Source organism: Segatella copri (assembly GCF_024330485.1).
Classification (GTDB): domain Bacteria; phylum Bacteroidota; class Bacteroidia; order Bacteroidales; family Bacteroidaceae; genus Prevotella; species Prevotella copri_L.
This window is the reverse complement of sequence record NZ_JANDWX010000026.1, coordinates 28772-43470: the sequence shown is the minus strand read 5'-3', so window position 1 is coordinate 43470 and position 14699 is coordinate 28772. Positions and strand designations below refer to the sequence as shown.

Below are 14699 nucleotides of genomic sequence, written 5' to 3'. Positions count from 1 at the left end.
CAACAATGCTTATGCCAACCTGTTCAAGACAGACTTTGGTTAAAGACCATGCTTTTCTGGTTAAACCAGCGTATTACCTCAAGTCGCTTTATGGGGTAAGGGGATTTTGTGTCTGCGACGTTTCTGTTATGCAAGGAATATGTACAATAAAATGAATTTTTGTCGTTTTACAAGCAAAATCCCACGAAACCCAATAGGTTGCGGATTTGAGGTAGATGAAGATCAAGCAATTCTCATTGAGATTCCGATACTGCCAGCTTCTTATGTAAATATTGAAGACCTAGATTCTGAAGATTTGGAATCTGGATTAGTTTGGTTTAATAAAAAACGCATTTCATATTATTGTAATACTTTTCCAGAAATACCAGCTGCAATTAGTTTGAAAACTTGCAAACATGAGAACATTGGGCTTTTGGTTGATAATTATTTCTTTCCGTTAAAACCCATGTTAAATAGTCGTTTTCTTAAACCAGAGTATAAATTTGATTATATTTGGTTGTGTATTAAGTATAAAGTGTTGTATAACTTTGATCATAAAAAAAAGAAAAGTAATATTTCTGAACTTGTTAAAGAGTTTTTTCTTTCATCTAAAGATGATCAGCTGGTTTCAGATATATCAAGATTACAAGATAATTTATATATAGAATCTGATATTTTGTCAGATCAATGTACGAAATACTTTGATAGAATGTTGATAATAGAAGATTTAAAAAAACTTCATACATATAAATTCTATATTGATGAGCCTACTGATACTAATGAGTCTACAGTATTAGGCATATATCAGAAAGTAAAATTGGATGAAGATTATCAACTTAAATATTTATTTGAAAGTCATGGTAAGAAACTTCATGACAAACAGGAAGGTGCTATAGAAAAGAAATCTGTATGGGTTTTGAAACCGAAAATAGCTCAATTCTTTATATCAAACTTTTTTGAGCAATTCTTGTTTTCAGCCCTTAGTGATATTAAAGGGAGTGCGATTGAAGATTATGTAGAAAATTATCATGCCCAATGGTCTAATAGTAAAGACTGCGAGTTAGATGCCATTGTAAAGACCTCAAACAATATTTATTATGTTGAGGCAAAGACAACTTTATCCGTTCGTCTTATCAATGAGTATATAACCAAATGTAAGAAAATAATTAGAGACTTTGAGGAGATTGATGGACATCTAAGATTTCTTATAGTTGGATATTTTAGTAATCCAGAATTGAATGTTTTTAGTCAGACGGTGAAAAAAGAAGATTTGCCAGAAGGTTATAATAAAAAACGTACAGACTTACATAATATCCCTTATTGTTTTAAGGTACCAATTGATAATACACATGATTTAATATGTTTTACAGAATTATCATATGCTAAGTTAAAATCAACTTTAACAGATGTTTTTAAAGAATGAAGTTACCCGTAACCCGATACTACGGCTCTAAAAGAAGAGTTGTGGAAGAAATTTGGTTTGCCCTAAAGAAGTCTCGTATTGAGTTTGATACTTTTCTTGATTTATTTGGTGGAACAGGTATTGTATCTTATTATATGCTAGCACAAGGAAAGCAGGTTTGTTATAATGACTTATTTGCCTTTAATTGTGAGATTGCTAAGGCTCTTTTGGCTACACCAAAGAATACGTTGAGCGAGTCTGAGGCTTTGGCATTATTAAATAGAGAACCTATGGTGTTTTATGATAATATCATAGAGCGTAACTATCAGGGTATATATTATCTTGACGAGGAAAATAGGCAAATAGATACAATTGTTCAGAATATCTTACGGTTATCGAATGAAAAAAAAGCGTGTGCTTATTACTTGTTATTTCAGTCTTGTTTAATAAAGCGCCCTTTTAATCTATTTCATCGTAAAAATTTGAATCTACGAATTAATCATAGTGAGTCGTCATTTGGCAACTATGTAACATGGGAAAAGAGTTTTGAGCAGTTATTCAAACAGTTCGTAAATGAGTTGAATACATATCAGTTTGAGCAACTTAAAAATGTCAAAATATCAAATCTCGATGCTCTAGATTGTGATACAAGTTATGATTTAGTATATATAGATCCACCTTATTTTAATAATGGTACTCCTATAAGCTATCATTCTCGCTATCATTTTCTAGAGGGGTTAATGCATTATAATGATATAGAACAAAAAATTAATAGGAAAAAGGCAAATTTGGAAATAGGGCTAAATTGTGAAAGTGAATTCGAAGATAAGGCATCATTTTCACAGAATTTGAGAAAGTTATTTGCTCGTTATCATAAATCGGTTTTGGTTCTATCTTATACAACAAATGGTTATCCTTCTATAGATGACTTGGTTTGCATCATGAAAGAATTTAAAGACCATGTTAAAGTGTTGTCATTAGGTAAGAAGCCTTTTGCTCTTAATAGAAGTAACGAAGGACGAGAGGAAGTTCTTGTAATTGGCAAATGATTTTCTTCTCATTTTATAAGTTCGACTTTTCAAGATTTAAAACAGTATATCACCATTACAGCGTAAGGTTTTAACACATTAAGTATTTACTTTTGCATCTGAATTCTTAAAAATTCGAATTATGGAAACAAGGAAATATTTCGAAAAAGTGATGCAGGAACTACAACCAAAATAGTAAAGGTCGTAGCTTGCGCAATTATTTCAGAGGATGTGTAAGTTTCTAAATAATGAATAAGGTGATTTTCCATCGATGACTTGCCGTTCTAAGTACTTGTTTTTTTCTCCAGGCGGTCCCATCCCGCACAATATGGCGAAGACCTTTGATGGTCCGCCAACCTTAGAGCGTAGCGGTTCCGAGCACCGGAGGGCGGTTACATCCCTAATCCCTATGGTAGGGATTTAGGGCTTGGGTATAGGGTAAGGACCCTCCCGCTGGGGAGGGACAGGTGGGGCAGATATAGCACTGAGGGCGGTTACATCCTTCCTTTCTGAGAAGGGAAGGCTTGGTTAGGATGTGGAGCTCTCCTTGCAGGAGAGACGGAGAGGTAGAAAAATTTCTTCTTTAATGGGAAAAAGCGATGCCAGTGAGCGCAATGAAAGCTGGCTTTCAAATTGCCGAGTGCAGCTTATCTTCTGCAAAACGATACAAAAATAACTTTTTTCAAAAAAACTGATAGGTGTAACTACTTATAATATAGTGGGGACGCTGTATTGGTGATATACCTTATTCGTGTAATTCGTGCAATTCGTGTTCAGTAAAATCAATGCGTAATTCGCGTGCAGAGAAATATCTATTGCTGCGAAGCTTAGTGAGAACCGTTGCTGCAACGAGAGTATCTGTGCAAATCCGTGAATTGAAAATCGGCGGCCGAAGGGAGATTTGTCCACCGGACCCACTGACCAGTGGGAAGTAAAGCCAAATCTGTGGGAGATTAGAGCAAGGATCAAAAACTCCTCCAAAAATTTGGTAGTTTCACAGAAAACCCTTATCTTTGCTGCGAATTAAATATAGAAGTTATGGCACAGTTAACATTACAGATAGATAGTCCATCTTTGTTGGAGCAATTAAAGAATGTCCTCTCTCTTATGAGAGGCGTTAAAATAGTTTCAGACTCCCCAGTTTCAAGGAGTGCTGCTTTGGAAGATGTTCCAAACGCAGAAACTTTGGCAGCAATGAAAGAGGCTGAGAGTGGTCATGATGCGGGAGTAGTTCGAGTAGATAGCTTAGAAAGTTTCATGGCATCAATGGAGGAATAGGCTTTATGAAAGAAATTCGAAAGACCTCGCAGTTCAAGAAAGATTATAAGCGTTTTAAGAATGATAAAGAATTTGTAGAAACGCTTATGGGGATAGTTAAGCTTTTGGCAGAAGGCAATCAGATACCGGAAGAATATAATCCTCATTCTTTGAAAGGCAACTGGAAGAACTATATGGAATGCCATATAGAAAATGATACACTTTTGATTTGGTTTGATAAGAACAATAATGCAATAGAATTAGTTCGTTTAGGTTCGCATTCTGAATTATTTGGTAAAGGACGTAAGCGCTGATCTTCATAACAGTCAGGCGGTCCCATCCCGCACAACATGGCGTAGACCGCTTTGGTCCGCCAACCTTAGAGCGTAGCGGTTCTGAGCACCGGAGGGCGGTTACATCCCTTGCCCTTTTGGAAAGGGCGAGGGCTTGGGAGTGGGTTAAGGACCCCCTCTTCGCAAGAGGGGGACAGGGGAGTCGAAAAAAACTTACGTTATGACCATAGAAGAAAAAAAGTAGATAAGGAAGCAGAATCATTTTGTGTGTTGTAATGTTTAGCCCTGAGCCAAGTATAGGTTAATAAATGCATTTTTTCTCTTAATTCCTTGGTAGTTATGAAATAAAATCGTACTTTTGTCACTATATTAGCAATAAAAATGTATGATTATGGCAAACGACAATAATATACAGCCTATGGCTGATGATTCACAGATAGTTCTTTATCAACCAGATGAAAGTATTTCCCTCCATGTAAGAATAGATGAAGCTTTCAATACGGTATGGCTTTCTTTAGACCAAATGGCAGAACTATTTGGTCGTGATAGGAGTGTTATTGGCAAGCATGTGCGAACTATATTTAATGAAGGAGAATTGCAGAAAGAATCAGTTTGGGCAAAATTTGCCTACACTGCCTCAGACGGCAAAACATATCAAGTTGATTATTATAATTTAGATGTTATAATATCTGTAGGTTATAGGGTAAAGTCCGTACAAGGTACAAAATTCCGTATTTGGGCTACATCTGTTTTACGCCAATATCTTCTCCAAGGTTATTCCGTGAATCGTCACTTGATAGCCTTACAGGAGAATATGGACAAGCGTATGACCCATATTGAGGATACCCAGGCTAAGCAGCAACAGCAGCTTGATTTCTTTATTCGAACCTCCACTCCTCCTGCAGAAATGGTCTTCTTCGAAGGTGATTTCTATACAGCAAGAGTTGCTTTAGAGAACCTGGTTCGTTCTGCCAATAATCGAGTAATCATCATAGATGGCTATGTTTCATCGCTAACCCTGAGTGTGTTAGATGTTCGTAAACCTGAAGTAACAGCGACTATTTATACTGCAGGTGTAGGTCAAGGAATGCAACGTCTCATGGATGAGCATGACCGCCTCTTCCCCGATAATCATATCGACATCCGAAAATGGAAAAACGAGTCCCATGACCGCTGGCTTATCATAGATGACAGCCTCTATCATTGTGGCCATTCCTTAAACGCCAATGGCGGTCATAAGATTTCCGCCATAACTCTGATGGGCACCTCCCCAGATGTAATCCTCTCAAAAGTAGAATAAAAATAATATTCCTCATTCGAGCGACGACCAGTGCAGAGCGATACTGCAATGAGGAACAAAAATGGTGGTCTCAATCTGCAAGCTGTTCCTATGCACCCCCAACCTGCAAGCTATAGCAAGTTTATAGCAAATTATAGCAAGTTATACCCAGGCGGTCCCATCCCGCACAACCATGGCGTAGACCTTTGATGGTCCGCCAACCTTATAGCGTAGCGGTTCCGAGCACCGGAGGGCGGTTACATCCCTAATCCCTATGGTAGGGATTTAGGGCTTGGGTATAGGGTAAGGACCCTCCCGCTGGGGAGGGACAGGTGGGGCATAAACAGTACCGAGTAGGGCGGTTACATCCTTCCTTTCTGAGAAGGGAAGGCTTGGTTAGGATGTATCAGGTGTATCTGTCATCATCACAAAGGTTGCAACCAAACGAAAGATGGAGAAACCACCACACAAATCTATCTCAATTCTATCAAAAGCTCAGAAGTAGATGATGCCAACGCCAAAATACTGGCAGCCCTATGAGCCACAAAAAAGAATAAAAAGAGGGATTTTGTAAAATGAACCAAAATGAACCATTTTTCCTGAATCTTTACATGAGAGATACAGAAAAACCGAAAACTTTCGTTCAATCAACGACTTAGGAAATTATGTACGAAAAGAATAGTAAAATAATGTTGATTTTCGTAGAATGATATTAATTTTTTAACACGCATAATTTGCTAGTTTCCAACAATTTTCGTATTTTTGCAAGGAGATTCTGTGTCTCTTAAATCGAGATTCAGATGAACGTCATCAAAAAACGAACTTGATTCGCATGATGAAAGAGACAAATATACACTCACAGGTTACGTCCACTATTGCAGGGGACGACGGCGAAGCCGTGGCAAAAAGTGAAGGATATGTAGCTGAAAATGGTTTTGTAGCAACAGATCCGACGCACTTTGGAAAGACGTATCATGATAAACAGTCGAGGTAAACGTGTTGTCCGTGAGGCTGTTTTCTTACCACCTTTGTCTTTGTGAGAGTTGAGGACAAAAATCTTAATGAAATCCGCTTTCGCTCCGATGTTTATAAGATGCTTTCGGAACCAGGCAAAAGTGCCCCATATGCTATCCCTGATATCAAATTCAGCCATTTCAGCGAGCGAGAGTTTGAAGAGAAGGTTGCAACTTCTATCATCCTGAGGCAGATGGTGGTATCTATATTCTCGATGATACCCTCGGTATCGATTGGAAGATTCCTACAGAGCATGCCAATCTCTCAAAGAAAGATACGAAGCATGCGATGCTGAACGATTCGCCCTTATACATAAAAAACGTTACGCTCTCTTTGTGACTTATTGCAAAACAGGGTGGTTTTAAAATAGGAGTAGTACCCAGTACCTTTAGCAAGATAATAGCAAGTTATACCCAGGCGGTCCCATCCCGCACACCCATGGCGAGGGCTTTGATGCCCCGCCAACCTTAGAGCGTAGCGGTTCTGAGCACCGGAGGGCGGTTTTCCTCTTCTTCCCTGAGGTTTCTGTCCCCCGCTAACGGGGGAACCGAAGGGGGTGTAAAGACCATTGAAGAAGACCGAGATGAGAGGTGGAGCCTTCTTTAATGGGAAAAAGCGATGCCAATGAGTGCAATGAAAGCTTGCTTTCAAATTGCCGAGTGCAGCTCGCTTTATCAAAAAAGAAGGACGGGATGATTTTAGAAAAACAGCACAGTAGGGCGGTTACATCCCTAATCCCTATGGTAGGGATTTAGGGCTTGGGTATAGGGTAAGGACCCCCTCTTCGCAAGAGGGGGACAGGGGAGTCGAAAAAATATACGTTATGACCATAGAAGAAAAAAAGGCAGATTTTATGTGTCACTTCAAGGCTTCTAGGGAGCGAAAGGCAGAATACATAGCACAAATGGAAAAGTGTATGCGCGATGACTATCGCCGCAGAACTGGTAAGGAAGCAGAATCATTCTGTGTGTTGTAATGTTTAGCCATAAGCCAAGCATAGGTTAATAAATGCATTTTTTCTCTTAAATCCTTGGTGATTACGAAATAAAATCGTACTTTTGTCGCTATATTAGCAATAAAAATGTATGATTATGGCAAACGACAATAATATACAGCTTATGGCTGATGATTCACAGATAGTGCTCTATCAACCAGATGAAAGCATTTCTCTTCAAGTAAAAATAGAAGAAGATACGGTATGGCTTACGCAAGCTCAAATGGTTGAACTTTTTGGTTCTAGTAAAGCTAATATTAGTGAGCACATTACTAATATTTATCAGCAAGGAGAATTGATGCAGTCAGCAACTGTTCGGAAATTCCGAACAGTTAGAAAAGAAGGCAATCGTATGGTTACACGCAATATGGATTACTATAATCTTGATATGATTATATCCGTCGGCTTTCGTGTAAATAGTCATCAAGGTATTCGCTTTCGTCAATGGGCTAACAATGTCTTGAAGGAATATCTTCTTCGTGGATATGCTGTACATCAGCAGATGCTTCAAATGGAGCAACGTATTGATGGCAAACTTATGTTGCAGCATGATGAGATGCAACGAATAAAGGACGTCCAAGCCAAGCAGCAACAGCAGCTCGATTTCTTCATTCGAACCTCCACTCCTCCTGCCGAGATGGTCTTCTTCGAAGGTGATTTCTATACAGCAAGAGTTGCTTTGGAGAACTTGATTCGTACAGCCAATCATCGTGTAATCATCATAGATGGCTATGTTTCATCGCTAACCCTAAGTGTATTAGATGTTCGTAAACCAAAAGTTTCAGCAACGGTTTATACTGCTGGTGTAGGTCAAGGAATGCAACGTCTCATGGATGAGCATGACCGCCTATTCCCCGATAATCATATAGATATTAGAAAATGGCGCAACGAGTCTCATGATCGCTGGCTTATCATAGATGACAGCCTCTATCATTGTGGTCATTCATTAAACGCCAATGGCGGTCATAAGATTTCCGCCATAACCCTGATGGGAACCTCCCCAGAAGTAATCCTCTCAAAAGTAGAATAAAACAATATTCCTCATTCGAGTGGCGACAAGTGCAGAGCGATACTGCAATGGGGAACAATTCAGGCGGTCCCATCCCGCAAAACATGGCGAGGGCTTTGATGCCCCGTCAACCTTATAGCGTAGCGGTTCTGAGCACCGGAGGGCGGTTTCATCCCTTGCCCTTTTGGAAAGGGCGAGGGCTTGGGAGTGGGTTAAGGCCCCCCTCTTCGCAAGAGGGGGACAGGGGAGTCGAAACAAAACAATAATTAATAAGGTGATTACGTTATGAACATAGAAGGAAAAAAAGCAGATTTCATGTCCCTAATCTCATGTAATTATAACTCGAACAAAAAGGTGAATGTCAAGGCTGCCTAAATGGTAGCTTTGACAATACCAATTAATAATATGTTTTTTGGGAAAAATGTTGGATGTGCTAACTGCTGAAAATCAGCAGTTACGTTCTAACGGTGATTTACTAAAATGGTAATAGCAGAGTCGATTCATTTAAGTTAGAAAATAAAAAATTATCATACAATGACAAAAGATGAGTTATATGATAAGCTAATTGCTATGCTCCCAGTCGAAAATAAAGACGATAAAGAATTTCGTGTTTTATTATCCGATTGTTTTCGAACATATCAAAGTTATCTTGATGATACTCCAGAAGTGGAAATGGAAGTCAAGAAAGAGGTTACTCATATTTGTGAGACATTGAAAGAAATAGTAAAGGCACAATATAAGGGTTTGCATTCACAAGCTTTTAGTAAATTGTCCAATCTCTTCTATGGTACATCTGGTCATAAAGGGTTGAGTGAGGTGCTTCCTGTAACTATATTGGGTGAGCATATTAGTTTCTTTAGGGCGAGAACTCATAGTGGTAATGGTAAATTTACGTATGAGGATATGTTTCATATACCATTTGATAAACGGGGAATCGTCAAGACACAGCGTTATAGTTTCCCTGGTTATCCTTGCTTGTATGTTGGCGCAACAACTTATGCATGTTGGGAAGAGTTGCATAGGGTAGATTTTGATTTATGTATGTTTTCTCGTATTGAAACTCAGAAGAAAATAGCTTTGTTGAATATGCGTATCCCTTCAAAAGAAAAATATGACGAAGACATTAAAGCAGTTTTGTTTTTGATGCCACTTTTGATTGCTTCAATGGTAATCGTCAAGAATTTAAATGCTGTTTTTAAGCCAGAGTATATAGTTCCTCAGTTGGTGAGTGAATGGATTATATCTCATAATGACAAGAAAGAAACGAGGAAGGACGATAGTTTCGTATATGGCATATGTTATACTTCTTCTTTGAAAACTGATGAGTTTGAATTTCCAACTTGGATGCTTAGTAATATCGCCTTGTTCCCAATTGATGTTTTATCTAATAAGAATCATTGCCCAAAATTGTCAGAGATATTTTATATCACGTCACCGACTTGTAATGAATATGAGAAGTTGAAATGTGGCTATGATATTGATGGAGGGCATGCTGGATATGAAAGTCGAGAAAAGGAATTGGAGGCAAATTACATATCTTCAGATTTTTATAATTTAGAGAAACGTCTGAAAGATATAACAAAATTTCCTCTTCACAAAATGAGTTGAAAATATGAAGTATTCTCGTAAGGAAATAGATAAGACTGGCAAAATAATGCTTACGGCAACCGACCAAGAAACTTTCAAGCAGGCAATTGAGAAGATTAATGATTGGCGAAGTTTGCATTTAATTCCTCTGGATATGTTACAACAAAAGATTGTGGCCTTCTTGGATTTCAATAATATTCGCCCATTTTTGATTTCCAGAAGATTGAAGCGTTTGACATCTATCCAATATAAATTGGACTTGAATCCAGAAATGGGATTAGGTGGGATGCAAGATATTGGCGGTTTGAGGATAGTCATAAATACTGTGGAAGAATTGCTCCGCTTACAGGCACTTTTACGTAGCTTGCCAATTGCTGATTTTGAGTGTAGAAGAATGTACGATTATGTCAATGAGCCAAAAGACAGTGGCTATCGCAGTATACATTTTGCTTACATATACCATTGTGAAAACAAGGACTATGATGGATTGAGAATAGAGTTGCAGATACGCACACGACTTCAACACTTATGGGCAACAGCAGTGGAAACAGCGGCGTTATACACTAATACACCCTTGAAATCAAGTCAAGGAGATGATGAGTGGCAGGATTTTTTCAAGGTGGTTAGTGCTTTGTTTTGTTTTAAAGAACAATTGCCTGTAGCTCGTAGTTTTGCCAATATACCGATGAAAGAATTGATGGTAGATTGCTATTGGAGAAACAAAAAATATCACTATTCTGATATATTGAAAGCGTTGAATGTTAGTGTCCATGAAACAGAAGATAAAACTCAGGAATATTCATACTATTTGATTTTTATTAATTTTGAGAATACAACTGTTAATGTGACTTCCTTTAAAAGGAATGAAGAAAAGTTGGCCTCAGAAAAATATACAGAAATTGAAAGCAAATTACAAGATGGCAAAAATGCAGCAGTATTGGTTTCTGTTAGTAAGGTGGATGAGCTTAGAAAGGCTTATCCAAGCTATTTCTTGGACACAAAAGAGTTTACTGGCAATATTGATAAGATATGCAAGAATTGCTTAGATTGGAATTTGTTGTCAAACTAATAAATTAGATGTTATGGATACATTACAATTGACAAATTACAGAAAATTCAAAGACACAGGTGTTATACATCTTAAGCCTATTACCTTTTTGGTAGGTGCTAATAGTAGTGGCAAGAGTTCATTTTTAAAGTTCTTCCCATTGCTTAAGCAAAGTTTGGGTGTGAATCGAAATGGAACTTTTCTGTGGTATTCTTCGGATGTAGACTTCAAGGATTTTCTTAATACGGTGCATAATGGTAAAGGAAACATTGATATAAGTTTTACTTTTTCGTCACAAAATTTACGTTTCCAAAGATTTAGAAGACGTGCAAATGTAAAGGGATTGTCGGAAGAGGATATAGCCAAAACTGTTGAGATTTCGGTTAAACTCGAAATTTCAGGTAAGAAAACGAATGGAAAAGAAAATGAAGACTATTTTTCGTTGGTTGTCATAAAGTATTTGGATCAAGTCGTTCAAATTCTGATATCAGAAGACGAAAATACACAGATTATAATTAATGGGCATGGCATAGAAGCAAAGTTTCATCCTGCTTTGAGTAATAATGCGATTAACTTGATTCCACGTATATACGAAGATAGAGAAGATAGTTTATATATGGGAGTAATCCGAAAGTCTCTCGATTTTTTTAGGAAAAATATCAAGACAGCAGAAAATGAGGAGTCATATCCTTTAATGGAATTGGAAGATGCTTTTTACTTGATTGACAAAAAAGTAAGCTCTCGTTATTTGAAAAGTCTCAATATTGAAGGTGAAGATGAAGTGCTGAATGAGATGTATATTCTTATGCACTTAAATGAATTTATCGAGAATATCAATTATTATCTTTTCGATATGAGTACATGCATTACTTATGTACGTCCTTTGCGTGTCTCTACAGAGAGATATTATAGATATCAGAATTATGCAGTAGATGAAATCGAATCTGATGGCAAAAACTTAGCTATGTATCTTGCTAATTTATCAGAGAAAGATCGTATGTTATTTCAAGATTGGACTTCTTCTTTGTTTGAGTTTTCTATAGATGTAATTAAGCATGAAGGTCATATCGAGTTGCAGATAAAAGATGGTGTCAACTCTCCAAGAAATCTTGTGGACACAGGATTTGGATATACACAGTTATTGCCGATTCTTACGATGATTTGGAATGCAATTAAGGCTCCTTCTCGCCGTTCTATATTTTATAGAGGTGATGGGGATATTCCAAAGTTCATAGTTATAGAGCAGCCTGAATTGCATTTACATCCGAGAATGCAAGCTAAGTTTGGAGCGATGTTAGCGAAGGTTATTGCAAGTGAGGCTGGAAAAAATATGAGATTTATTATAGAGACTCATAGCGAAGCAATATTGAATTCTGTTGGCATTGAGATAGAACAGAATAACTTGGATAAGGACAAGGCTAATATTGTTCTGTTCAATGCGGCAGAAGAAGGTTATGAGAATTACATAGAAGAAGCTCAATATAATGAGCGTGGTTTTGTCGAACATTGGCCAACTGGTTTTTTATCAGAAGATGTTTATTAAAGTAGAAAGGGATATTGTTGATGTGATACTTCATCAGCAACGAGGCAAGGAGCGGGAAAGAGCTATAGACATAATGGTGCAGTTAATGACCGCTTCCCGAACTAATAGTCATAAGGTTTATTTGAAGTGTCAATTAACAGATGAGGATAGGAAAACTTTGGAGGCTGCTTTGGATGAAAATTCCATGACAGAATTTAAAAAACTTCAAAAGGAACGCATAGATGTAGATGGTTTGATAGCTAAGTTAGATATATATGCTGTTATATCGAAGTCTAAGCATTGCTCAAGAGTAGGAAAAGAACTTCAAATTAATCCTTTTGAAGAAGATACATTCTTGCTTGGTGTTCCTACTTTTCTCTGTACAGAAAACCAGAGAGATGGTAAGTTCTACCAAATTGTTTGCAATTATTATCTTTCTCAAGAAAGAATATTAAATATGGCTTCAAGGTATAAAACTTGGAAAGGTGGTGGTTCTGATTTCGGAAATGCATTGAAGAATGATAGTATTTTGTCCGACAACTTTATCTTTGCCATAGCAGATAGTGATAAGTGTTATCCTAATGATAAAATAGGAAAAACGGCTAAAAGCATAAAATTCTTAGGGCATAATCGCTATAATGCAGATTATTATATACTGCTTAATGTCTCAGAAATTGAAAATCTGATACCAATAAAACTTGTGAAAAAGTATAATTCTGATATAGCATGTCTCAGAGATTCTGACCTTTCTTATTTTGATTTTAAAGAAGGTCTTAAATATCAAATTCTATATGAGAAAGATAGTCGTGATTATTGGAAAAGTAATTTTTCAAGAATTACTATTGATTGGGATGAAATAATAGATTTTGCTAAAGACAAATCTTATTCTGACTATTGCGATAAAGTTCATGGTAAAACTTCTTTGGTGCCAGGTTGTGGCAAGAATCTACTTGACTCATTATTGGATGACAATGAGTGGAAAAACATCAGGGAAGCAGATTTCACTCAATCTCAGTTGTCTGAGTGGAAAGAGATAGGAAAGAAAGTGTTTAGTTGGACATGTTGTTCAAAGAAAAAGGTATAATGTCAACTCAATCATCAAATAACAACAAGCGAATAGCAAAGAATACGCTGCTTCTTTACTTCCGAATGCTCTTTATGATGGTTGTGTCGCTATACACGAGCCGAGTCTTATAGGATGCTTTGGGGGTGGAAGACTTCGGAATATTATAACTAAGAAAAAATAATTTCATTATGAATGATTTTAAAGATATAACAGTAGCAGTAGCCGGTACCGGCTACGTAGGTCTGAGTATAGCAACGCTGTTATCTCAGCACCATCATGTAACAGCAGTAGATGTAATCCCAGAGAAGGTGTAGAAACTCAACAATAAGATTTCTCCTATCCAGGACGATTATATCGAAAAGTATTTGGCTGAGAATCCATATCATGGTGACACCATCCGATGCCCTCGTCATTAATACTTCGGAGTATCAGCGAGTGCTCAGCAAGGCATTGAGCTATACATCCGATAAGAACGCCATCGTTACTATCGGTATCAAGCCAAGCCGCCCAGAAACAGGCTATGGCTATATAGCCTCAGCAGAGCCAACATCCGTAGATGAAATCTACAAGGTTGAGGCTTTCAGGGAAAAGCCAAACCTGGAGACAGCCGAGCAATATCTTGCTGCCGGCAATTACTATTGGAATGCCGGAATCTTCGTATGGAACATTGATACCATCAGTAAGGCAATCCGCACCTTCCAGCCTCAGCTTGCCAGCATCATGGACGAGATGGCACCTTCTTTCTATACCGAACAGGAGAAAGAGGTAGTTGGCAAACTCTTCCCAACCTGCGAGAAGATAAGCATTGACTATGCCGTGATGGAGAAGTCGAAGGAAATCTATACCTTGCCAGCCGAGTTCGGCTGGAGCGACTTAGGCAGCTGGGGCAGTCTCCGCACCTTACTTCCACAGGATGAGGCTGGCAATGCCAAGGTAGGCAAGGATATCCGTTTGTATGAATGCAAGAACTGCGTCGTTCATGCAGCCGATGAAAGCAAGGTGGTAGTTCAAGGCTTGGATGGCTATATTGTAGCCGAGAAACACGGACAGCTACTTGTTTGCTCATTGAAAGAGGAACAGAGAATTAAGAAGTTTGGAAAAAAAACTGCGATAGATTTGCTATTATCGAAATTGAAAGCAGTGAGGATACCTCAGTACCGTCTTAGATAGAAGTTTAAGAAAGTGTGGCTCAAGGGTATAAAAATAGTAAAATATTAAATA

At 37.8% G+C, this 14699-nt stretch carries 11 protein-coding genes and 3 pseudogenes; all 14 read left to right on the top strand.

Annotation, left to right across the window (positions count from 1 at the left end):
- Positions 1–139 precede the first annotated feature (139 nt).
- A complete protein-coding gene (locus tag NNC77_RS12625; RefSeq protein ID WP_254971228.1) occupies positions 140–1402 on the top strand; it encodes a hypothetical protein in 1263 nt (420 codons plus the stop codon).
- Positions 1399–2430, top strand: a complete 1032-nt coding sequence (locus tag NNC77_RS12620; protein ID WP_117695785.1) for a DNA adenine methylase — start codon at positions 1399–1401, stop codon at positions 2428–2430. The genes NNC77_RS12625 and NNC77_RS12620 overlap by 4 nt, the downstream gene beginning before the upstream one ends.
- Positions 2431–3447: 1017 nt before the next feature.
- Positions 3448–3687: a hypothetical protein gene (locus NNC77_RS12615; RefSeq protein ID WP_117695786.1), complete on the top strand. Its 240-nt coding sequence runs from the start codon at positions 3448–3450 to the stop codon at positions 3685–3687.
- Positions 3688–3692: 5 nt separating this feature from the next.
- Positions 3693–3980, top strand: a complete 288-nt coding sequence (locus NNC77_RS12610) for a type II toxin-antitoxin system YafQ family toxin (RefSeq protein ID WP_117729061.1) — start codon at positions 3693–3695, stop codon at positions 3978–3980.
- 370 nt (positions 3981–4350) lie between these two features.
- On the top strand, positions 4351–5259 hold the full coding sequence (locus NNC77_RS12605; RefSeq protein ID WP_254971226.1) for a virulence RhuM family protein: 909 nt from the start codon (positions 4351–4353) through the stop codon (positions 5257–5259).
- Positions 5260–6423: 1164 nt separating this feature from the next.
- A pseudogene (locus NNC77_RS12600) lies at positions 6424–6591 on the top strand (dTDP-4-dehydrorhamnose 3,5-epimerase family protein); the annotation flags it as partial.
- Positions 6592–7075: 484 nt separating this feature from the next.
- Positions 7076–7228: an ABC transporter ATP-binding protein gene (locus NNC77_RS12595; protein WP_254971224.1), complete on the top strand. Its 153-nt coding sequence runs from the start codon at positions 7076–7078 to the stop codon at positions 7226–7228.
- 115 nt (positions 7229–7343) lie between these two features.
- The gene (locus NNC77_RS12590; RefSeq protein WP_254971222.1) at positions 7344–8276 is read left to right on the top strand and encodes a virulence RhuM family protein; all 933 of its coding nucleotides are present in this window, start codon (positions 7344–7346) and stop codon (positions 8274–8276) included.
- A gap of 513 nt (positions 8277–8789) precedes the next feature.
- Entirely contained in the window at positions 8790–9863 is a 1074-nt protein-coding gene (locus NNC77_RS12585; protein WP_254971220.1) for a hypothetical protein, read from the top strand.
- Between the two features lie 4 nt (positions 9864–9867).
- On the top strand, positions 9868–10911 hold the full coding sequence (locus NNC77_RS12580) for a RelA/SpoT domain-containing protein (RefSeq protein ID WP_254971218.1): 1044 nt from the start codon (positions 9868–9870) through the stop codon (positions 10909–10911).
- 13 nt (positions 10912–10924) lie between these two features.
- Complete coding sequence (locus tag NNC77_RS12575) at positions 10925–12433, top strand: AAA family ATPase (protein ID WP_254971216.1); 1509 nt, start codon at positions 10925–10927, stop codon at positions 12431–12433.
- The gene (locus NNC77_RS12570; protein WP_203069401.1) at positions 12423–13496 is read left to right on the top strand and encodes a hypothetical protein; all 1074 of its coding nucleotides are present in this window, start codon (positions 12423–12425) and stop codon (positions 13494–13496) included. The genes NNC77_RS12575 and NNC77_RS12570 overlap by 11 nt, the downstream gene beginning before the upstream one ends.
- Positions 13497–13666: 170 nt before the next feature.
- A pseudogene (locus NNC77_RS16660) lies at positions 13667–13858 on the top strand (UDP-glucose 6-dehydrogenase); the annotation flags it as partial.
- Positions 13857–14579 (top strand): annotated as a pseudogene (locus tag NNC77_RS12560) (mannose-1-phosphate guanylyltransferase); the annotation flags it as partial. The pseudogenes NNC77_RS16660 and NNC77_RS12560, both read left to right, overlap by 2 nt.
- Positions 14580–14699 lie beyond the last annotated feature (120 nt).

What these genes read in the sequence shown, in the direction of transcription:
- NNC77_RS12625 (WP_254971228.1), top strand. Translation starts at nt 140, where the DNA reads ATGTACAATAAAATGAATTTTTGTCGTTTTACAAGCAAAATCCCACGA.
- NNC77_RS12620 (WP_117695785.1), top strand. Translation starts at nt 1,399, where the DNA reads ATGAAGTTACCCGTAACCCGATACTACGGCTCTAAAAGAAGAGTTGTG.
- NNC77_RS12615 (WP_117695786.1), top strand. Translation starts at nt 3,448, where the DNA reads ATGGCACAGTTAACATTACAGATAGATAGTCCATCTTTGTTGGAGCAA.
- NNC77_RS12610 (WP_117729061.1), top strand. Translation starts at nt 3,693, where the DNA reads ATGAAAGAAATTCGAAAGACCTCGCAGTTCAAGAAAGATTATAAGCGT.
- NNC77_RS12605 (WP_254971226.1), top strand. Translation starts at nt 4,351, where the DNA reads ATGGCAAACGACAATAATATACAGCCTATGGCTGATGATTCACAGATA.
- NNC77_RS12595 (WP_254971224.1), top strand. Translation starts at nt 7,076, where the DNA reads ATGACCATAGAAGAAAAAAAGGCAGATTTTATGTGTCACTTCAAGGCT.
- NNC77_RS12590 (WP_254971222.1), top strand. Translation starts at nt 7,344, where the DNA reads ATGGCAAACGACAATAATATACAGCTTATGGCTGATGATTCACAGATA.
- NNC77_RS12585 (WP_254971220.1), top strand. Translation starts at nt 8,790, where the DNA reads ATGACAAAAGATGAGTTATATGATAAGCTAATTGCTATGCTCCCAGTC.
- NNC77_RS12580 (WP_254971218.1), top strand. Translation starts at nt 9,868, where the DNA reads ATGAAGTATTCTCGTAAGGAAATAGATAAGACTGGCAAAATAATGCTT.
- NNC77_RS12575 (WP_254971216.1), top strand. Translation starts at nt 10,925, where the DNA reads ATGGATACATTACAATTGACAAATTACAGAAAATTCAAAGACACAGGT.
- NNC77_RS12570 (WP_203069401.1), top strand. Translation starts at nt 12,423, where the DNA reads ATGTTTATTAAAGTAGAAAGGGATATTGTTGATGTGATACTTCATCAG.